Genomic DNA, 20,723 nt, shown 5'->3' on the forward strand with positions numbered 1-20,723 from the left:
AAAGACCGGCCGGAGCAAGTCTTATGAAATAATTATATACAATAAATTATTGGATCAAGCAGAAAATCTGGGGGAATATTAAGCATAAAGTTTGGTAAGCCTGAATAGGAAAAATGGAATATCTCTCACTCCTCTGGATGACGACCTAAAAGCCTTGATCTTCGCATTGAAGGACTCAGCCGAAGCATTCGTGCTTCTGTTATTGAAGAAGTTCAGAATGTCCAGATAGTGGGTTTGAATAGATTTGGCAACGGTTTTGAAAGAATCAAGGCCGCAATCTTCCACTTGATTGTACCAGAGCGCAAGCTTTTTGAAGGCATGTTCTTTTGATTTACAAGTCCTAAAAATTGTCCCTAATCCTGTCGCCAGCTTGTAGGCTTGGTTTATGAGCGGATAACGCTCAAAGAGCAATCTGGAACGCTGGATTTGCGAAGCAGTCCATTTGTCGCAGTGCTTAAATAACAAATAACGGCTTCTGACCAATAGCTGCTTGATTGTATCACCGTTTGCAAGAATTTCAGGTTCGTATGGCACACCTGCCTGCTTTGCAGCTTCAATAGCCTGATTCTCTTGATCCAGAGCTTGCCAACGATGTTTGATCCTGATTTCCTGGACAGCATCATAAGCAAGTTTTTGAACGTGAAACCGGTCTATAACCTTTGCTGCTTTGGAGAAACACCGACTGACTATCATTCCCATATTGGCAGCCATATCCTGTGTTACTTCCCGCACTTTGCTGCGAATACGCTTGGGAATTTTTCGCAAAACCTCAATCACTGATGCTGCTTGCGTACCCTTTATCATTGCCAGCAAAGAGCCTTTTCTACCTTTTGCAGCCTTATTAGTTACAATCGTGTAAAGTTCGCCATTGGATAGTGAAGTTTCGTCAATACTTAAATATGGACCGGTGTTTTCTGGATACAAAAGCCATTCAGCAGCATGCTCGCGCTGGTCCCAGTCTTTGTAATCACTGATGTGGTCCTTGTATTGCTGTTGAAGCTGTTTGCCGTCGAGATGAAAGTATTTGCCTAGCTGTGAACAACTGACGGGATTATTATCAATACATTGTTTTTAAAAAATCAGCGAACTCCTTGGTCATCCGAGTTCCCTGTTGCACTACATTCCAATCCCTGCTAACAATGTCGCCGGTGTCCTTGACTTCCCACCGGCGGCGCTTGATACAGAGTGTGACACGTTGGTTACGAATCGGAAAATCCTGAATGTATATCTCGGGTAAAAAGCCTTTGGACTCTAATTTTTGATCCTTGTATTCGGCAGGAGGAAGATTCTTTTCTTCCAGATAGATATTCAGGCCAGTGAGGCCTTCAACTATTTTGGAAAGCTCGAAATAATCGAGGATGCCCTCCGGCAACAGGAAGCGGACTAGGGCTAAATAGGACTCTTGCAATGCATTCAATATTGATTCATCGCAAAACAACTACTTTTTTTATCGCCCCCCAACTTTTCTGGGATCAAGCTGAATTCTTGGGGAATATTAAGCATAGAGTTTGGTAAGCCTGAATAGGAAAAATGGAATATCTCTCACTCCTCTGGATGACGACCTAAAAGCCTTGATCTTCGCATTGAAGGACTCAGCCGAAGCATTCGTGCTTCTGTTATTGAAGAAGTTCAGAATGTCCAGATAGTGGGTTTGAATAGATTTGGCAACGGTTTTGAAAGAATCAAGGCCGCAATCTTCCACTTGATTGTACCAGAGCGCAAGCTTTTTGAAGGCATGTTCTTTTGATTTACAAGTCCTAAAAATTGTCCCTAATCCTGTCGCCAGCTTGTAGGCTTGGTTTATGAGCGGATAACGCTCAAAGAGCAATCTGGAACGCTGGATTTGCGAAGCAGTCCATTTGTCGCAGTGCTTAAATAACAAATAACGGCTTCTGACCAATAGCTGCTTGATTGTATCACCGTTTGCAAGAATTTCAGGTTCGTATGGCACACCTGCCTGCTTTGCAGCTTCAATAGCCTGATTCTCTTGATCCAGAGCTTGCCAACGATGTTTGATCCTGATTTCCTGGACAGCATCATAAGCAAGTTTTTGAACGTGAAACCGGTCTATAACCTTTGCTGCTTTGGAGAAACACCGACTGACTATCATTCCCATATTGGCAGCCATATCCAGTGTTACTTCCCGCACTTTGCTGCGAATACGCTTGGGAATTTTTCGCAAAACCTCAATCACTGATGCTGCTTGCGTACCCTTTATCATTGCCAGCAAAGAGCCTTTTCTACCTTTTGCAGCCTTATTAGTTACAATCGTGTAAAGTTCGCCATTGGATAGTGAAGTTTCGTCAATACTTAAATATGGACCGGTGTTTTCTGGATACAAAAGCCATTCAGCAGCATGCTCGCGCTGACCCCAGTCTTTGTAATCACTGATGTGGTCCTTGTATTGCTGTTGAAGCTGTTTGCCGTCGAGATGAAAGTATTTGCCTAGCTGTGAACAACTGACGGGATTATTATCAATACATTGTTTTTAAAAAATCAGCGAACTCCTTGGTCATCCGAGTTCCCTGTTGCACTACATTCCAATCCCTGCTAACAATGTCGCCGGTGTCCTTGACTTCCCACCGGCGGCGCTTGATACAGAGTGTGACACGTTGGTTACGAATCGGAAAATCCTGAATGTATATCTCGGGTAAAAAGCCTTTGGACTCTAATTTTTGATCCTTGTATTCGGCAGGAGGAAGATTCTTTTCTTCCAGATAGATATTCAGGCCAGTGAGGCCTTCAACTATTTTGGAAAGCTCGAAATAATCGAGGATGCCCTCGGGCAACAGGAAACGGACTAGGGCTTGGTAAGACTCTTGCAATGCTCTTTAAATTGATTCATCGCAAAACAAACAATTATTTTCCTTCCCCCCAACTTTTCGGACTGATCCATTATTGGATCAAATCAATTAAATTCTACAAATTGAGGGGTTTGAATTTGAAACAAAAAAAGCTAACAGAGGTGTGTTAGCTTTTAGAGGTCTTAAAACCATGTGGTACCGGGGACGGGAATCGAACCCGTACGAGCGTTTCGGCTCACAGGATTTTAAGTCCTGCTTTAAATGGTCTTATATGGTTTGATATATATCGTTATATGTTGATTAATAGCTATTTATATTTTTTTAAAAGCAGAAAAATATAAATAAAATCGTCATTTGTTTGGCAAATGTTTGGCATGAATTGATTAGATTTGTCCTCTAAACAATTCAGATATGGCATCGGTTACAGTAGTTCTTCGAAAAACTCCGAACAGCGACGATAAGCATAACCTCTACCTGCGGATAATAAAAGATAGAAAGATTTCTCAAACTAGTCTTGGTCATAGTATCCCGCTTTCGGATTGGGATGATGAAAAACGGATAGTTAAGAAATCCCATCGAAATTCCGCCTGGCTAAACAATCTTATCGCAAGCAGGGTATCTGAGGCGACTGATAAGCTTTTAGAGATGGAGAAGAATAAAACAGATAGCTCCGCAAGGGTTATCAAGAATGCAGTTCTTGCCTCTAAGGACGGAATCTTCTTTAAGCAGGCGCAGATTTACATTGATCAGCTAAAAGCAACAGGGAAGTTCAATCAAAGATCGGCTGACGAACCAAGGATCAACAAATTTAAGAAGTTCCTGAAAAACGCTGACATCAACTTCTCTGAGATAAGCCCAGGTCTTCTGAAAAAATTCAAGGCATATCTGATTGGTACGTTCAAGATGACAGAGCGAACAGCTGTCAATCACCTGGTGGTGATCAGAACCATTTACAATAGAGCGGTTGCCGACGGGGTTACAGATAAGAAGAATTATCCGTTTGGGAAGGGTAAGGTAGTTATCAAGTTTCCAGATAGTGCGAAGATTGGATTAACCGCGGATGAAGTGAAAGTGCTTGAGGAGCTGGATTTACCTTCTGGTGAGAACCATGCTCGAAACCTGTGGCTCGTGTCCTTTTATTTTGCAGGAATGCGCGTTTCTGATGTTCTAAGGCTCGAATGGTCGGATTTTCAAAACGGGAGACTTTACTACGCGATGGGCAAAAACCTCAAAGCTGGATCGCTGAAAGTTCCTGACAGGGTTGCCGAAATACTAAAACAGTATCCACAAGGATCGAATGCGCATGATTTGGTTTTTCCTGACCTTGCTAAAATGCCAGATTTGTCGAAATCTTATGAAGTGCAAAGTTACATTAAGACGCGTGTCCATAGCTGCAACGATTATTTAAAGAACATTGCGAAAAAGTTGAGTTTGTCTAAACCTCTCACCATGCACATTGCAAGACATACATTTGCTCAGATTTCTGCAGACCGAATTCCAGCAAACATTCTTCAGCGACTTTATCGTCATTCGGATATTAAGACGACAATGGGATATCAGAGCAATTTTATTAATAAAACGACCGATGATGCGCTTGATGCGGTGATTAATTTATGACATGAATGAAAAGCATGTGGGAAAGCTATTTGACTTCACGTACATTGGCGTCACCAAACCACTCTTTTGCTCTTTGAACAATGCGGTCGTCAGGATTATCATAATACACAACTAAATTTTTCTTTGCGCGTGTGCAGCAAACGTAGAATATTTTTTGAGTGCGTGACAATATACCAGGATATGACTTCTTTTTTGCCGGAGTGAGGCCATTGAATATATCAGGATGGAGGAGGTACTGAAAATTGTATTTATTCCATCCACCATTATCCAGCACTATCAAGACGTTCTCAAATTCTTCTCCTTTAATTTTATGTTGCGTAGAAAAGGGAGTCTGGCCCTCTAAATAGGAATATAATTTCCGAAACTCAGAGTAGTTGACGTTGGCAATTCTCTTATACAGATATTCATTTTTATCGATAAACCTTGCTAGTTTGTCATCTTTTTTACAAATGCCAACTGCGTCAGCTAAATCTATAACTTCACCAATCGTCGCAACAGTCCCATTTGCTAGCGCTTCAATATTTTCTTTAAGTTTTATTTTATCAGCTACAGATGTTACCTTAAATTCTGTTCGTCTCAGAAATTCGTTGCACCTATTTTCTTGATATAATTGAATATTGAGTTCGATTTTAAAGAGGTGTTTGATCAATGCGTCTCGTTTTGAGCCTTTTTTGTTTTCATCCTGCTCATCATGCTTCTTATCATCAATAAGGGCCTCTTTGTCGACGTATATTTTGCTGAAAGATGCATGCGGATAGTCGCGCGCGGTATTGAATAGGCCAATGTTGTCATCAATAAATGTTTGTTGTCCTGCAGTTGGAGTAACCCCTAGTTCATCAATCACTTCGCCGAACGTATATGCCGAAAAATCGGTAGTTATCTGTTCATCCTTGATATAATCGGTCACGCGCCTTTTAAAATCTAAAATCTTGTCGCCGTCGTAAATTTCCATCAAAGTGGCGAAACCCGCTCTCGGCGCTATAAGATTATGAGTAAGATTAAGCTCTTTGGTTTGTTTGACATCAGTAAAATCCCACGCAATCGATTTTTTTACGTCATCTAAATTTTGGCCATTGGAATAAACGAACTTGATATTGCCATCAACGACGACACCAGCCTCCATATTAGGGGCATTCGTGTCGGTAGACGGCCTTTGTTGCAAGCCGTCTGAACGTAACTTGTTAGCCAAGTCGATTACCGTATTAGGGTTTCGCCTGTTTTGTTCTTTTTTAACTTCTTTAACACTGCCATTTACGATATAGGCATTCAAGTCTCCGACACTGTCATCATAAATTGACTGCATGGAGTCTCCGAAGAATCCAATAATATTTTGCTTCTTACTAACCTGTAAATGCTCCAGTAGAACTTTAACAACGAGTGGGTGGGTGTCCTGGTACTCGTCTAAAAATACGAATTGAAATCTATCTTTAAGGATATCGCAGAGTAGCTTGTTGCTTTTAAACATTTCGTGCGCGAGCTCGATTACTTCGTCATGCGAGATGTGGCCGTCTTTGACTCTCGTCCATTCTTTGTATTGAATGCCCTCTGGTAGATGATCAAAAAAGTCGGGACCAACAGCTCCATCGGGGCTTTTGATCTTGGAATCCTCACTATTTAGCAAAGATACAAGAGCCTTTTTAATGTCTTTTTGGAATGATTTTATGTTGTCCCAGAGAAAATCGTGAATCGTTGTCACGTTCAGATTTTTATTGTCAATTCGTCGTTCGATCTCCTTAACAGCTGCATTTGTATAAGTCATACAGGCAACTTTGGAATATGGATATCTTTCAATGCAAGTTCTAATGACTTGAACTAACGAATATGTTTTACCACTTCCAGCTCCACCGCTGAGGAGAAAGTTTTCGCCTTTATCTATATGCTCGAAAATAGAGACAACTTCGGGCTCTAATCCTTCATCAGCCATATTAATCCTTCTTTTAAGTAAGCCGGAGTTTGCCAATTGGAAAACTCTTTGTTTTCGGCGTCAGTTTTGCTATTTAGTAGAATCTCCATTGCGAGCGTTGGTTTGCTACCAACTGCGTCGTCTGCAAAATCATAAACGTCAATATCCCCAGCTAAGAATTTAGTAAGATGTTTTTCCGTCAAACTATTGAACTCGTAGGCTGGAGTAACAAGCAAGCTTTTATTCAAGTGAAAGAAGGCATCTTCAAAGCTTCTTCCATGATAGGCTTGCCCGTCATCATTTGTCTCAGCTGTTTGATAAACGATCAGCATTCTGCCTTTTCGATTGGATGCCCAACTCCCTTTTTTTGCGTTTTTTCTTAATATTTTCCAATCAAGTTTTAGTGATACATAATGAGCGGATTCGGATTTTCCATTGTGGAAGAACTTCAAAGAAGCATTCGTTATGCTCGTTGCATCCACCATTCGGCATTTCTTTATTGCAACAACGTCTTTGCCATCTTTGTCTTTCGACGTGAATTCTTTTGCTCCGTCAATGTCTGTTATAACTAATGATTTGATATCGATGAAATTTATGAATTTCTCGAAAATGTGGGAGTATGCTCCTACTTCGACAACAGATATATTTTGTGACATCAATGGTGTCGCTGGATACTCTTGATCGATTTTTTTCATCATAGCGGGTAAGAGTATTCTTTCAGTGTCACCTTCGATGAAAATTGCTTTATCTGCAAAAAATAATTCGGCCCTATTTAATGTCAGATATTGTTTTAAGAATTTGTAGTATTTGTCTTCACCTGCGGCAACATAGTCTTTTTCTAAATCTTTCAGGTTTTTTGCAATGACTTGATTTTTATCTTTTCTAGTAAAGTATTTGATGTCATCAAAATTGCTTTCGGCCGTTATGTGTGAAGAATGTGTGGTAATTATGGTTTGCAGGTTGAATACAATGTCTCCAGGTTTTAGGCCTTTACTTGCGGCTTGCAATATATTTTTGATGTTTTTGATAAAAACATATTGCATTTGTGGATGAGTATGGGCTTCTGGTTCTTCGATAAAGAGAAGATTGATATCTGCTGGCTTTTCATTCTCTCTATCTTCCCTCCGAAAATCGGCCAGCAGAACTTCAATTTCGAAAATCATCCCTATTAAATTCATATAGCCAAGGCCGTTGTAATGCTCTGGCAATGAGTGTTCATTATTGTGATCATACATGACAGTTGTATTGCCCTTCAACAATTCTCGGTGCTGCAATGTTGATATGATCTTGATCACGGAATCGCCTTGCGCTACCCCGCCAAAAGTGCCGACTTTTTCAACTATATTCTTAAACAGATTTTCGTAGACGGCATCCAGTTGACTATCGGTGTCGGTAAGAGTTTCTTTAAACTGTTGGATGGCTACTGAGTCGTTGCTGTTTGTTTCTTTTTTTTCGTAATATTTTGAGGAGAGGAATGAGAGTGTTTTGTCTTTGTCATTATTGGAGACATCACGCCTTGCTTCGATTATATTCAGATTGATGATCTTATCGACTTGAATTCCTTCACTTATAAGATCTATGAAGTTACTATCATCTTCGATCCCTTTGGCTAGATCAAACAGTACTGACTTCTTCCTTAGTTTGAAGTACGTCTGATGATTGTTTTTTAGAAAATCATGGAAGATGAGTTGTTTTTTCTGATCCCTTAGTATTTGACGCGCGGCAAGCTCCTCCGGGGTGATGATTCCGGCATCACTGTATCGTTCCTCTATTTTTGCAGTTTTAAGTATTTTAAATTCGTTATAGGCAGTTTTGAATTTTTGATAGTCTTCATCCGACATACTGTACTCAAAAGCCAATACTGTGGACGTGTTTAGCGGATCAAGATCCATCAATATTTTGCTGAGATTAGACAGATCGTCGGTTGCATCGTAGCTGATAAATAATTTTAGAGACAATCCAAGGAAATTATCACCGAAGTCCTGATTTTCTTCGATCTTTTGTTTTAAGTGTTTTTGAAAATCTATATTGAAGTCGTCGCACGTGAATGATGATCGGGAGCTTGACCTTTTATCATTAATAAACTTATTGAGAATAGAAAGTAGGGAAGTTTTTCCGCAGTTATTCTTGCCTATTACTAAGGAAAGATCCTCTTCAAGATCCAGTTCGAACTTTTTAAGAAGCCGATAGTTCTGTACTTTAATTTTTGAAATCTTCATTGCATGCCTAAAAGAGAGGGTAGTTTGTTAGATAAGTCTCAGCCATCGCATCGAAGTAGGGCAGATTCACTAAGTAAAGGGATTATAACCGAAACTTTCCTTGTGTCGCATAAGAAAATTATCCAACGGTAATTGTTGACATTACTGTCTTGGCTATTGAAGGGTAGCGGAATAATCATACGCATGCCTAAGTAGCAAATTGGTCATTTTGCATAGTTTTGAGGTAATCGGCATATTCCTGCATCATTGCTTTACGCTGTGGAAGAAACTTGGCGCGGTCATAGGCACGGTCAACACTGCTCTTCGGTGCATGAGCGAGCTGTCTGTCAGCAACTTCATGCGAATATCCAAGCTTCTCTTTCACAACTCCGAGAAACAATGACCGGAAACCATGGCCAGTCATCTTGTTTCTGTATCCCATTCGTTTCAGAGCAACCAAGATTGTTCCTTTGCTCATTGCTTTTCTTGGACGAGGTACACTCGGAAACATCAGTTCTCTATGGCCAGTGATTTCGTGAAGCTCTCTTAGAAGGTCAACTGTCTGTGTCGCAAGAGGGACCAAATGCGGTTTTTTCATTTTCATACGCTCGGCAGGCACAGTCCACATTGCTTTTTCAAAATCAATCTCTGACCAACGGGCTTCAATCAATTCAGACGTACGAAGTGCAGTAAGCAACATGAGCCAGATTGCAATGTATGTTTGTCGGTATAGTTGTGCCTTACATTTAGTAATCGCATCCAAGAGCTCTGGTAGTTCGTCAATATCTATTGATGCAAAGTTTTTCTTCTTGTACTTCGTCAGAGCGAATTCTAATCCGTAAGTATAATCGGTTTCAACCCGGCCAGTTGCGATTGCGTATTTGAATATGTGGCTGATCATGTTTTTTACGCGCCTCGCCATTTCTGGGGCTGTGGGCTCGATTTTCCGGATACAAGCCAGAATTATTGGTGGTTTGAGTTGCGTGATCGGAAAGCGACCGATGGAGGGCAGGGCATATTTATCTAGTCTATATTGGACTGTCTGCGCATAGCGCGGGTTCCAGGCAGGGACGTTTTTCGAATGCCATTCTTTTGCAATGAGTTCGAAGGTCGACGCATTGTCCAGGGACCTGATGAGTTTTTCCTGAATTCTTGAAACCACAGGGTCGATCCCGTTCTTTATTTGCTCTCGAATTTTATCCTTGTGTGTTCGAGCGTCTTGAAGACTGACGGCAGGATAATGGCCGAGGCTTAATCTTGTTTCCTTGCCATTGAACCGATATTTCAGTCTCCAAAGTTTGGAACCGGAAGTCGATACTTCTAAATACAGGCCTTGCTGATCGTAAAGTCTATAGCGCTTTTCTGTTGGTTTTGAGGCGCGGCATTGAGCGTCACATAGAGGCATGTGGTACGTCCTTTCTTCTTTTGTTTTCAGATGGTTGACTAAGATTTAGGGGCATGACATTATGGAAATCATGAATTTGACCCCATTTTGACCCCGGTATCGCGTTAATGCGGATAGATGTCTGTGAAACTCGGATGAAAAGAACGTACGCCAAAAGCTTGGAAAAACGGAATTTTTCCAACTTTGATAAGAACAATTTATCTAGGATAAAAAGACAATGGCTCCTCGAGCAGGTGATCACTATTATTTCCTTAGTCCCTTGATTTAAAACATTTTCTCATCAGCCGATTTTTTTTGTGCCCCCAAAGTGACCCTCAAAACCGATCAATGCCCGTTTAACTCCGTTTAGATTCTAACACGTTAAATCTGGATTTCAATGGCTAAAAAATTCGCCGAATCTGCTTTCATTAAAGACGGAGAAATGTAGGCTTAGTTTATCCAATCCTCCAACCAAGCACTTAAAGTTAGTGACATGTTATGAAACAAGAAGAAGTTATCGAAATTGTCCATGAAGGCCTGAAAATCTTAGAAAAAGAGGACGATTGGCTATTGAAAAACGATCTCAGTGAGAGGTCAATCGCGCATCGCTTAGCTTGTCACCTTCAACACCTCTTTGACGGCTATTGTGTGGATTGTGAATATAATGGCGCGATGAGAGGAGAGGTTTATGCAAGAAAGAAAGTCCAAATGGTCAAGGAGCAACTCTTAGCAGCTGAACTTAAACTTCGAGAAATCGAAAAAGATTTTTTAGCCGATCAACTTATCGAAAGATCCGCATACCCGGATATCATTGTTCACAAGCGTGGTCATAACGATGATAATTTATGCATCATTGAAATCAAGAAAACAACGAGCCTTGTAGGGATGGAATACGATGAGATCAAACTTCGTTCGTACACACGACATGAACTTGACGATGCACTGTGTTATCAGGTTGGCATTTTTATCGAGATAAAAACGGGTGGGGATGAGCGAGGGTATTCTCTTATGTTTTGTCAAAATGGAGGACGATTAACCCGGGAAGGCAACGATCATGAGCACAATTAGGAAGCGCCTTCCGCCGAAATTTCAGAAGACGATTGAACAATTCGAACAGATGGAATTGTTGCTATCCTCGCCAATTGGTAAGATTGCGTTTTCGCGACAGCAGAGAGATGAGCTGAAAGCAATGAAGGCAGCAGCTGATGATATTGTTACGATACTGACGCGTTTTGACAACGTTTTCCAGCCTTTGGGATGGATCGCATCCGAGTCAACCAACCTTGAAACCGCCCGTATGGCGTTACAGCTGGTGGATGAGCATAAAATGGACGAAGCGGAACAAATGCTATGCACGGATTTTGAAGGGGATAATTTGGATTTTTTATCCATGCGATTGCGAGGTTCAGATTATTTTTTCAAACGAGAAAATATACTCAACGAGGCTTTTGCACTGACAAAAGAGAAACGATATCTCGCGGCAATCCCGTTAATTCTCCTTGTTGCAGACGGTGTCGGTCAGGATATTTTTGGTTTGAGTATCTTTCGAGACGGATTGGATCTTAGTGAGATGAACGCCATTGCTGGACATTCCGAAGGATTGCAGTCGCTAACGGCGACTTTCGCAAGAAGACGTCAAGCGTTCAATAATAAAGAAATTACAATTCCATTCAGAAATGGAATATTGCATGGTCGCGATAATAACTACGGCAACAGGCTGGTTGTATCAAAAGCATGGTCATACTTATCATGTGTCAGGGATATTGTCAGGGCGAGAGAAGATAGACTCAATGCCAAGCCCGAACCTGAGTTATCATGGGAAGAAACGATTGCGATGCGCGAGGAAACACGCATCCAAGAAAAAATGCTTAATGAATGGTCACCCAGGCCCAAAGACCATTTGTCTGGCTGGACGTTGTCTACTGATTCCTTAGAAGAAATAAGCAGCTTATCTCCTGAGGCGACGTTAAAAGTCTTTTTGAAAGCTTGGCATAAAGGTAATTATGGTGAAATGGGAAAGCAAAGTCTGTATTACGTTGAGCGAACCGTTCCTAAGCGTGCTGGAGAAATTCGTGAATGCATGGAAGGCATTGTTCTTCACGATGCCGAAATCACTGAAATCGATGATGAAGCATCTTATGAAACTAATATTATGTGCCGTCTTACACTAAATGTCCTGGGACATGATCTTACAGATTTATTCGTTTTTCGCGTCCAATATGTAGACAAGGAAAACCTGCCCGTCGTTCGCGGGCACAAATTCGGAGGATGGCAAGTTGTGCTAAACTATATTGGGCATGCCTACGACTTGAAGAACAAAGTCCGGGACAGTAGCGAAAATGATAGTCTAGGTGAGTAGTAGAAGCGCTTTTCGGAATTAATTAAAGTATCAAAAAAATTATTCATCGTAATATTGCAATTGATAATTCTCGTGCTATATTTGCATTATGGGACTTACAAAAACCGAGATATTCACCGACCAGCAGAACCGTATCGCGGATCTGGCCAAGGCTTTTGCACATCCGGCGCGAGTAGCAATACTCCAGTTGCTGGTGGCGCGGAAAGCTTGCGTGTGCGGTGACTTGGTTGATGAGCTGGAACTGGCCCAGGCGACTGTTTCGCAGCACCTGAAAGAATTGAAGCGCATCGGTATCATTCATGGTGAGATCAATCCGCCCCGCGTTTGTTACTGTATTAATCCAATCGTCTGGGAAGAAGCGAGGAAAGCCTTTGGTATTTTGCTGGATAGCTTTGAAACGTCCCCAGCATGCTGTAACTAAAAAAATTTGAGCTAATCAATCGTAATATTACATTTAAACTATAGGAGTCATGATGAACCAATTAAATCCAATGACCTGGGGTGAATTTAAAAACACCCTGGAACAGAACCCCGATCTACATTTGCAATTCCAATATGAGGAGGGCAAATATGTGGACAGCTCTTATCACATTACTGAAATCAAACAGGCACCGATTGTTTCGGTTGATTGCGGCGGGCAAATGAATAGCTGGACAGAAGTGATTGTACAATTGTGGGAACCGTCGGTAAAAGAAGCGGATCGCTCAATGAAAGTTGGCAAAGCCCTTAAAATCGTCAATCTCGTAGAAAAATCTTTGCCTTTGAACCCAAATGCGATTGTTAAAATCGAATTCGGAAACTCGAAGTTTGATACGCGGCAGATGTATCCAGGTGAGTTCGTCTCAGGAGATGAAGCATTCACGGTTAATCTGGTGCCAGACTTCACCCAATGCAAAGCGCTAACACGTGATCAAAGCTGTGGCACAAATTCGGGAAGTGCTGCGTGCTGTGGCCCGGCCGTTCTGGAGAAGCCGCAACTAGTTGAAGTAGGCGAGGAGGCTTCCGCCTGCACGCCGGGAAGTGGATGCTGTTAGTCTTTGTAACCTGTGCAGTTTACCAATGATCATAAGAGAATTAGTGCCGACTGATTGGCCAATCGTTAGACAAATTTATGCCGATGGTATAGCGACAGGCCAAGCTACTTTGGAGTCAAGCCCTCCCGAATGGGAAAGCTGGGATCAATCCCATGTATCTGACTTGCGCTATGTTGCTATTGTTGACAATGGTGATGTTGCAGGATGGGCAGCGCTCACACCTGTTTCAGGTCGATGTGTCTATGCAGGTGTTGCTGAGGTTAGTGTCTATATCGCTTCCGCATATCGCGGACAGAAAGTAGGCGATATGCTTTTGAAGCATCTCATCACGCGAAGCGAAGAAAAAGGGTACTGGACATTGCAGGCCGGAATATTTCCGGAAAATCAGGCCAGCATCGGGCTTCATCAGAAAAATGGCTTCCGGATCATTGGTTATCGTGAACGGATTGGAAAGATGCAAGGCGTCTGGCGTGATGTCAATCTTCTCGAACGCAGAAGTAATCGAATAGGAACAAATTAAAAGGAGAACAAATGAAAAAAGTATTAGTGCTCTGCACGGGGAACAGTTGCAGAAGCCAGATCGCCGAGGGCTATATCAGGCATTTTGCAGGCGATAAGGCTGTCATATACAGCGCAGGGGTCGAAACGCATGGTGTCAATCCAAAGGCTATTGCCATTATGGCCGAAGATGGGATCGACATTTCGAAACACACATCCAACAACATCGATGAATACGGCAATGTTGATTTTGATTTCGTAATTACTGTGTGTGACAATGCGAAGGAACGCTGCCCCTATTTTCCAACGAATGCTAAAAAACTTCATCAGAATTTTCCTGATCCAGCCAAGGCTACCGGTAGTTATCAGGAAATACTCACGGAGTTCAGGAACGTTCGTGAGATGATTAAGAATTACTCCGAAACATTTGTGAAAGAAAATCTCTAACCATGTCTGCAACTAATTGCGCCCCTGCGGCAAATCGTAAAAGACTTGGGTTTTTGGACCGATATCTTACGTTATGGATTTTTCTGGCGATGGCTGTTGGTGTGGTGTTAGGGAACTTTGTTCCGTCGGTTCCTGAATACATCAATCGTTTTTCAAGCGGTACAACAAATATTCCGCTCGCCTTGGGGCTGATTTTGATGATGTACCCACCGCTTGCCAAGGTAAAGTATGACAAGATGGGCGAGGTTTTCAAAAATACCAGGGTGATGAGTGTCTCCCTAATATTGAACTGGATTGTTGGCCCTGTACTCATGTTTGTGCTAGCGGTCGTCTTTCTTCGTGATCATCCCGACTACATGATTGGACTGATTCTTATTGGGCTCGCACGTTGTATCGCTATGGTTCTGGTATGGAATGAACTTGCAGAGGGAAGCCGGGAATATGCCGCAGGACTTGTTGCCTTGAATAGTGTCTTTCAGGTCTTACTTTACAGTGTTTACGCATACTTCTTCATTACTGTTCTACCACCCTTAATCGGATTGAAAGGTCTGGAAGTTGATATCACGATTACTGAAATAGCGATAAGCGTCGGCATTTACTTGGGTATCCCATTTGCCGCTGGAATGCTGAGTCGTTTTGGATTGACAGCTTTGAAAGGGGAACAATGGTATGAAGCGAAATTTATTCCGCTGATTTCTCCAATCACGCTCGTTGCGCTGTTAGCAACGATTATTCTTATGTTCAGTTTGAAAGGTGAATTGATTGTCCAGCTGCCGGGCGACGTATTGCTGATCGCCATACCGCTTGTGATCTATTTTGTCGTCATGTTCCTGATAAGCTTTTTTGTCGCTAGATCACGCGGTGCTGACTATTCCCAAAATGCGTCAATAGCGTTTACTGCATCCGGTAACAACTTCGAATTGGCAATTGCGGTCGCAATCGGTGTCTTCGGGATCAATTCTGGACAGGCTTTTGTGGGTGTCATCGGGCCGCTTGTGGAAGTACCGGCGCTGATCGCCTTGGTTAATGTAGCCTTCTGGCTTCGGGACAAATATTATAAAACAACAATTCCTTCTCAGTAGAATGCGCATTTCTCTGATGAGATTGATCTAAAAATGAAAATAGCACTTCTATCCGACATTCACGCGAACCTACCTGCCTTTGAAGCGGTGCTTGATGATATATCAAAGCAAAGCCCTGACGCCGTGTACTGTCTCGGTGACTTGATTGGCTATAACGTCTGGCCCAATCAGGTCATCAACCTAATCCGTTCGCATCGGATTGCGACCATTGCTGGAAATCACGATCTCAAAGTGTCTAAAATACATCCCTCAGAAACTGGATGCAGCAGGGAGGACAGTACGGACTATGCTTATAAACTGGTTGGTAAGAATGAGCGAGACTTCCTGCTCACTTTGCCGAAGCATTTAAGGCTCACATTTGAGCTCAACAATGAAAGCGTTGATGTATTGCTTGTCCATGGAAGCCCGCGCAGTATCAATGAATATCTTCTTGAAGATCTGCCAGAGAATTACGTGCTTGCTATGCTGAAAGAATATAAAGCAGACATCCTATGTTTTGGTCATTCGCACAAGCCCTACCATCGAATTGTCCGCTCGGGCAGTGACTCCAAACCTCATTTTCATCACCTGATTAATATAGGTTCTGTCGGCAAACCGAAAGATGAAGACCCACGTGCTTGCTATGTGCTGCTGACAGTTGATAAAGCGGCAGACTTTGCCAATCCCGATGGAGTTAAGGTTGATTTTATTCGTGTCCAATATGATGTAGAGAAGGCAGCTCAGGCAATAGAGTTAAGCTTATTGCCGGATGATCTGGCTGATAGGCTTCGAAGAGCAATGTAGACAGGTGGATGGTCACCGGCTGCAATACAATATTGGATAACGTGAATGTAGTTCTCCTTGATTAGGGCATTGACATAAGATTTTGACTTTGATACGCTGTCCGCCGCAGGAGGGCACTATGCCAGAAATTAGCATTGAAAGAGAATTTTACGATAACGGCGTTTTGAAGGTTGAAAACCCGCTGTTGAATGGCAAGACACACGGAACTTACAAGACGTGGTGGAAAAATGGCAATCCCAAGTACTTCGGCGATTATGTAGATGGGGCTGCTTGTGGTGAGGCTAAACACTGGTATAGAAATGGAAAGTTAAGTCTGGTAGAAACATTTAGAGACAATATGCGTTTCGGGATATCGACTGCAATCGACAAAAATGGAAATGTAACGAAGACTTACCTTGATAACGGGAAGTATCTCGAGTTTGATGAAAACCATATTGAAATGATGGTCGACTTCTTAGAAGGACATGGTTACCATCTTGTCAAAGGCAAGGGAAACAATCCGGGCAATTGCTAAGATTTTGGCGTTTGCAATCTTTTGGGCAACGTCGCGATTTCGCTAGTTGGCAGAATGTGATAGCAATTAGGAAATAGAGTTCCTACCAAAGGACTCAACAAAGTGTTTAATAACGAAATCCGGTATTTCCTTGAAAGCTGTGTTCTCATCGTCTTCATGTTTCTTCACGATCAGGCATCGATAGCTTATAGGCCCAGTCTGGCTATCGTTAAGTCTATTTAGTGTTCCTCGGAAGGTTGATTTTCTAATAGATGCATCTGAATATGAGAATGATATACCGCTACCTTGACATGGAAGGGGTCACAGGTTCAAATCCTGTTACGCTCACCAAATTCAATCACTTAATTAGGTTTATGTTGCTTAGTCATGTGTAGTATTCCTCTGGTATTGCCCTCAGCGTTAAAGTAAATAAAATTTAATGCTTCGTTGTTTTTCATTCAAAGCTTCCCAGGCTTGTCCTTGACATAACAGAAAAAGCATGATATGTCGTTTATTCGATTTCAAGAGGAGCTTGAGGATATCATGACCTATGATCCAGCAACGTTTATTAATTATTATGAAGATGGCCAAATTAAAAGTGAATCCACTCGCGTAAACGGGCTTTGTCAGGGAGAGTTGAGAGTTTGGTATAGAGATGGAAAACTTAAAGCCTCAATTCCATTCAAGGATAATCTAGCACATGGAATAGAAAAGTGTTGGGGCAAAAATGGCAGTTTGAAATCCGAGAAGTCGTTTGAAATGGGAATTCCTCATGGAATTCACAAATGGTACAAGTACAACAAGGTTTCAGAAACAAAATACTTTTGGCATGGTGTCGAGGTCGTTTTTGATCCCCAGCATGCTAGTTTAATGGCGGATTTTTTGGAGAATTATAACGCCGATCATCCATCTGCTGCTCAGGCGAAAGTGCTAAATAGAAAACTGGATTAGGGATTGTGCTTGAAATACTCGACTGGCCTAACTGATGAAGATGTTGGACAGCATAATTCATCGGTTTGGCAGAGAAAGGCCGGAAATAGGAAGATCTGGCCTCAATGCAAGCTGGAAAACGTAGGCAAACATGAGATCAGCTCATTTCACAACGGATTGGAATGAGCTCCTGACAGTGAAATCTTAGCGACAGCCGATTATGGCATTGACATAAGGTCTCAATTTTGATACGATGTCCGCCGTAGGAGGGCACTATGCCAGAATATAGCGTTGAAAGAGAATATTACGAAAACGGCATCTTGAAAAGTGAGATGCCCTTATTAGGTGACAAAGTCCATGGGACTCATAAAATCTGGTGGAAAAATGGGAAACCTAAACTCTTTGCGGAAGTTGTTGAAGGTCGGCTTAATGGTCAAATTACCGAATGGTATCGAAACGGCAAAATGCGCAGGAGAACAGATTACGTGGATCACGTGGAGCATGGAGTGCAAATTAATGTAGACAAGATGGGGAAAATTGAGAAGCGCTATCTTGACAAAGGGAGGTTCATTAACTTCGACGAACAGCATTTGGATATGATGGCTGATTTTTTACGAGATCGAAATTATATTGTCGAGAAAGCGTTGAGTTCTGGCAAGAAACCGTTATTCGCGCACCCCGAGCTATCTTTGTGAGACAATTTGTTAAAGTTAAAAGCTTATGTTATGGGATTAAAAAGTTCTCTTCTTGATAGGCACGCTCATAGTAAGAGAGTTTTCTGTTCCTTGGAGAAATGATTTTATCATTTTAGGGACGCAACTTTCATCGGAGCTCTCACTGCCATTTTTTCTCTTGTCTACTACCAAAAAGCACCGATAACATGCCGGGCCAGTTCGATCATCCACGATTCTAGTGAGTAAACCTTCAATGACGGTATCGTGTGTTACTGGCTCCCAAATGCTAAAATTTATTAGAATATAGTTGCCTTGCGTGGAAGTGCCAGTCAAAATTCCTTCATGAGGTTTATTAGATTTCTTCTGTTCCAATATAATTTGGGCATTTGTGCCACTACGACGAGCTTTGCCAACGAACTCCATAACAGTTACATCTCCTGGACTATTTGTTATGCTATGTTTATAGGAAGCCTCAAAAATCATTGAGACCGGATTCTTCCGTAATTCAAGGGAGTCATACTGGACTTCCTTTCGTAATTTTTGAGCACTCGCCGGTTTTGTTTCTACACCATTGTAACCTTGATAGACTACTAAGAATTTACGAACCAGTGTTGTAAGTAAATCTTCCGACATTGTTTCCTGAAAGCGCTTTTCTTGCCAATGTTGTATTGAGCTTTCATTATCATTTGGATTTGCATTTGAAATGTCAGCTGGCATTGACATTCGATTCCGTCTCCTATTCCACAAGAATTGTCTTATCTCGAGATCTATCTCCTCTAGTGGAACTTTCTTTTTTTCTACTTTTTCTTCTTCTACTTCTACTTCTTTCGATTTATCAGGAACTGAGTAGTTCACGCTCTCTTCTGAGCTCGTTTTCTCGAATAACGTGTATGGGATGAGGTTGTTATCAGACTCTTGGACTTCATGGGGCTTGTACTTATGATTTATGTCTTTTTTCTTAAGGTATACGGTCTTTGTGAGGTACCGGTTGTAGGAACGGGAAAATTTCAAAGAAAAACCAATAAGAACGGATTGCTCTATTGGTTTTTCTCCAATTTTTAACAAGAGAAAATTGATTTTTCCAGGAACTTCTTTACTGACTAAGCGTATTTCCAGATATGAGGAATGTGACAGATAATGACCGGTACCGGTGTATGTTGGTTTAGTAGGCTTTGCTATCTTATCGTAGAGACGAATGAAGTCTCCCGATTGTGAATTCCCAATTTTGAGAATGCTTACAGCAATGCCCCAGTTGTCACCTTGTTTAGTATCCTTGCGTTCGTAGCACTGCCAATTGGTGTTTTCAAACTCTTTCAAAAAGTCTGACGTTACCAGTTCATTATCATTCACTTTTTTGGTGCGAGCGACTGCAACAGGCTTATCTTCATATATCTTCTGAATTGTCATCTGGAGTGCTTTCACGATGGATGCATCGGCGATTTTGCTATTTAAACTGATTGCATCCAGAGCCATCCCGCAGATGACTAGCGCTAAGCGAGACCGCACATCATCATCTCGATGTAACCTAAGCATTGTATCGATATCGGCATGAAATCGACTTCTACCACCCTTAGGATAACCGTGCTCTTTAAACTCAATGACATCTTTTCCTAGCCTGACGAAGTCAGGGAAACCTTCTAAACTAATGATGCTGTCATTTTTGTGGAACCTTTTGTGCCAAATTTCCTCAATCTTATAGCATACTTTCCCTTGGTATTTGCCTTTGATTTTTTTAAATTCTTTCATTTTGATGCCAAGTTCAGATCTGAAATCTGCTTCATCTGGGGATACGTCAGCATCGTCACAGGCTTGGATCGCGTAGCATAATGCTCCGGAATCTGTTGGCCTATCTAAACTTCCGATATATCGTAGCAAAACTTGCCACGGTAGGAACATGTAGTATGCGGGAACGGGTGACATGACATGCTAAATTAGAGGACAATAAGATACAAAAAACTGCAGTTAGTTGGAAATTCTCTGCAGATAAAATTTAATTATCTGCAGAGAAAATATTTTTTATTTTTTCATTGTTGCAGAAGCTGCTCAAATATCAACAAAAAATGTCTGCAGAAATTAATTAGTGATCTTGTCGTCTATATTAAAGTATTAGATTTTTGAGCTGATATACAGTTAATTATAAATTTGTCCCAGCTTCTAATTAAGCATTTAACGGTGATAGCGGATGCATACGTCAATAATCGCGACCGATGTTTAGATAGACTAGCGTATTCTAAACTATTAAATATTATCAGACATGTTCACGAAAAAAGAAGTAGATGCTATGAAGGCTAACGGCATGCGCGAATCCGCGTCCCGGGCCAATTCCTTTGTTGGAACGCAAGGTACTGTCTCGCGCACAACACAAAATAAAACAGTGTTTCACAATGGTGACATGAAGCGCAACATCTCGCTTGAAAGACTAAACGAGATGACAAAAAAATAACGATGTTGAGGATGTCTCGACCTCGAGACATCCTCTAAGCAAACCAACCCACAGTGTATGTGAAGTTTATCACA

General features: G+C 41.7%; 22 protein-coding genes. 14 read left to right on the forward strand and 8 right to left on the reverse strand.

The window, feature by feature from the left end:
• Positions 1-78: 78 nt before the first annotated feature.
• The 4 genes from ON006_RS29545 to ON006_RS29560 all read right to left on the reverse strand — a co-directional run bounded on the left by ON006_RS29545 (position 79) and on the right by ON006_RS29560 (position 2,825).
• Entirely contained in the window at positions 79-1,062 is a 984-nt protein-coding gene (locus ON006_RS29545) for an ISAon1 family transposase (RefSeq protein ID WP_445440915.1), read from the reverse strand.
• Entirely contained in the window at positions 1,058-1,408 is a 351-nt protein-coding gene (locus ON006_RS29550; RefSeq protein WP_374761296.1) for an ISAon1 family transposase N-terminal region protein, read from the reverse strand. The genes ON006_RS29545 and ON006_RS29550 overlap by 5 nt, the downstream gene beginning before the upstream one ends.
• An 87-nt stretch (positions 1,409-1,495) precedes the next feature.
• Positions 1,496-2,479 (reverse strand): ISAon1 family transposase, encoded by a 984-nt coding sequence (locus ON006_RS29555; protein WP_445440921.1) that lies wholly within the window; start codon positions 2,477-2,479, stop codon positions 1,496-1,498.
• Positions 2,475-2,825, reverse strand: coding sequence for an ISAon1 family transposase N-terminal region protein (locus ON006_RS29560; protein WP_267609907.1), 351 nt, complete (start codon positions 2,823-2,825; stop codon positions 2,475-2,477). Before ON006_RS29560 ends, ON006_RS29555 begins: the two co-directional genes overlap by 5 nt.
• 390 nt (positions 2,826-3,215) lie before the next feature.
• Here ON006_RS29560 and ON006_RS29565 point away from each other — a divergent pair, with 390 nt between their 5' ends.
• Positions 3,216-4,421, forward strand: coding sequence for a site-specific integrase (locus ON006_RS29565; protein WP_244822266.1), 1,206 nt, complete (start codon positions 3,216-3,218; stop codon positions 4,419-4,421).
• Between the two features lie 25 nt (positions 4,422-4,446).
• Here the strand turns inward: ON006_RS29565 and ON006_RS29570 are convergent, their stop codons facing one another.
• The 3 genes from ON006_RS29570 to ON006_RS29580 form a co-directional block, all read right to left on the reverse strand.
• A complete protein-coding gene (locus ON006_RS29570) occupies positions 4,447-6,345 on the reverse strand; it encodes a UvrD-helicase domain-containing protein (RefSeq protein ID WP_244822265.1) in 1,899 nt (632 codons plus the stop codon).
• Positions 6,327-8,543: an AAA family ATPase gene (locus ON006_RS29575; RefSeq protein WP_244822264.1), complete on the reverse strand. Its 2,217-nt coding sequence runs from the start codon at positions 8,541-8,543 to the stop codon at positions 6,327-6,329. The genes ON006_RS29570 and ON006_RS29575 overlap by 19 nt, the downstream gene beginning before the upstream one ends.
• 187 nt (positions 8,544-8,730) lie before the next feature.
• Positions 8,731-9,927, reverse strand: coding sequence for a tyrosine-type recombinase/integrase (locus ON006_RS29580; RefSeq protein ID WP_244822263.1), 1,197 nt, complete (start codon positions 9,925-9,927; stop codon positions 8,731-8,733).
• 477 nt (positions 9,928-10,404) lie between these two features.
• On the opposite strand from ON006_RS29580, the gene ON006_RS29585 reads away from it, so the two are divergent.
• From ON006_RS29585 to ON006_RS29635, 12 genes are all read left to right on the forward strand, one after another.
• The gene (locus tag ON006_RS29585) at positions 10,405-10,974 is read left to right on the forward strand and encodes a hypothetical protein (RefSeq protein WP_244822262.1); all 570 of its coding nucleotides are present in this window, start codon (positions 10,405-10,407) and stop codon (positions 10,972-10,974) included.
• Positions 10,975-11,023: 49 nt separating this feature from the next.
• Positions 11,024-12,265, forward strand: coding sequence for a hypothetical protein (locus ON006_RS29590; protein WP_244822261.1), 1,242 nt, complete (start codon positions 11,024-11,026; stop codon positions 12,263-12,265).
• 88 nt (positions 12,266-12,353) lie between these two features.
• Complete coding sequence (locus ON006_RS29595) at positions 12,354-12,686, forward strand: ArsR/SmtB family transcription factor (protein WP_244822260.1); 333 nt, start codon at positions 12,354-12,356, stop codon at positions 12,684-12,686.
• 49 nt (positions 12,687-12,735) lie between these two features.
• Complete coding sequence (locus tag ON006_RS29600) at positions 12,736-13,299, forward strand: DUF6428 family protein (protein WP_244822259.1); 564 nt, start codon at positions 12,736-12,738, stop codon at positions 13,297-13,299.
• Positions 13,300-13,324: 25 nt separating this feature from the next.
• Positions 13,325-13,819, forward strand: a complete 495-nt coding sequence (locus ON006_RS29605) for a GNAT family N-acetyltransferase (RefSeq protein WP_244822258.1) — start codon at positions 13,325-13,327, stop codon at positions 13,817-13,819.
• 11 nt (positions 13,820-13,830) lie between these two features.
• Positions 13,831-14,244: an arsenate reductase ArsC gene (locus ON006_RS29610; RefSeq protein ID WP_244822257.1), complete on the forward strand. Its 414-nt coding sequence runs from the start codon at positions 13,831-13,833 to the stop codon at positions 14,242-14,244.
• A gap of 2 nt (positions 14,245-14,246) precedes the next feature.
• Positions 14,247-15,326, forward strand: a complete 1,080-nt coding sequence (gene arsB / locus ON006_RS29615) for an ACR3 family arsenite efflux transporter (protein ID WP_244822256.1) — start codon at positions 14,247-14,249, stop codon at positions 15,324-15,326.
• A 33-nt stretch (positions 15,327-15,359) separates the two neighbouring features.
• Positions 15,360-16,109, forward strand: a complete 750-nt coding sequence (locus tag ON006_RS29620) for a metallophosphoesterase family protein (protein WP_244822255.1) — start codon at positions 15,360-15,362, stop codon at positions 16,107-16,109.
• Between the two features lie 118 nt (positions 16,110-16,227).
• A complete protein-coding gene (locus ON006_RS29625; protein WP_244822254.1) occupies positions 16,228-16,623 on the forward strand; it encodes a toxin-antitoxin system YwqK family antitoxin in 396 nt (131 codons plus the stop codon).
• A gap of 483 nt (positions 16,624-17,106) precedes the next feature.
• Positions 17,107-17,553, forward strand: a complete 447-nt coding sequence (locus ON006_RS29630) for a toxin-antitoxin system YwqK family antitoxin (protein WP_244822253.1) — start codon at positions 17,107-17,109, stop codon at positions 17,551-17,553.
• Positions 17,554-17,593: 40 nt separating this feature from the next.
• A complete protein-coding gene (locus tag ON006_RS32375) occupies positions 17,594-17,677 on the forward strand; it encodes a hypothetical protein (protein WP_374761303.1) in 84 nt (27 codons plus the stop codon).
• 130 nt (positions 17,678-17,807) lie between these two features.
• Positions 17,808-18,227, forward strand: a complete 420-nt coding sequence (locus ON006_RS29635; RefSeq protein WP_244822252.1) for a toxin-antitoxin system YwqK family antitoxin — start codon at positions 17,808-17,810, stop codon at positions 18,225-18,227.
• A 36-nt stretch (positions 18,228-18,263) separates the two neighbouring features.
• On the opposite strand, the gene ON006_RS29640 is transcribed toward ON006_RS29635, so the two are convergent.
• Positions 18,264-19,952: a hypothetical protein gene (locus ON006_RS29640; RefSeq protein ID WP_267609927.1), complete on the reverse strand. Its 1,689-nt coding sequence runs from the start codon at positions 19,950-19,952 to the stop codon at positions 18,264-18,266.
• 508 nt (positions 19,953-20,460) lie between these two features.
• Here ON006_RS29640 and ON006_RS29645 point away from each other — a divergent pair.
• Positions 20,461-20,649: a hypothetical protein gene (locus ON006_RS29645; RefSeq protein WP_244822250.1), complete on the forward strand. Its 189-nt coding sequence runs from the start codon at positions 20,461-20,463 to the stop codon at positions 20,647-20,649.
• Positions 20,650-20,723: the final 74 nt, after the last annotated feature.

Origin of the sequence: Dyadobacter pollutisoli (assembly GCF_026625565.1) — a bacterium.
GTDB lineage: Bacteria > Bacteroidota > Bacteroidia > Cytophagales > Spirosomataceae > Dyadobacter > Dyadobacter pollutisoli.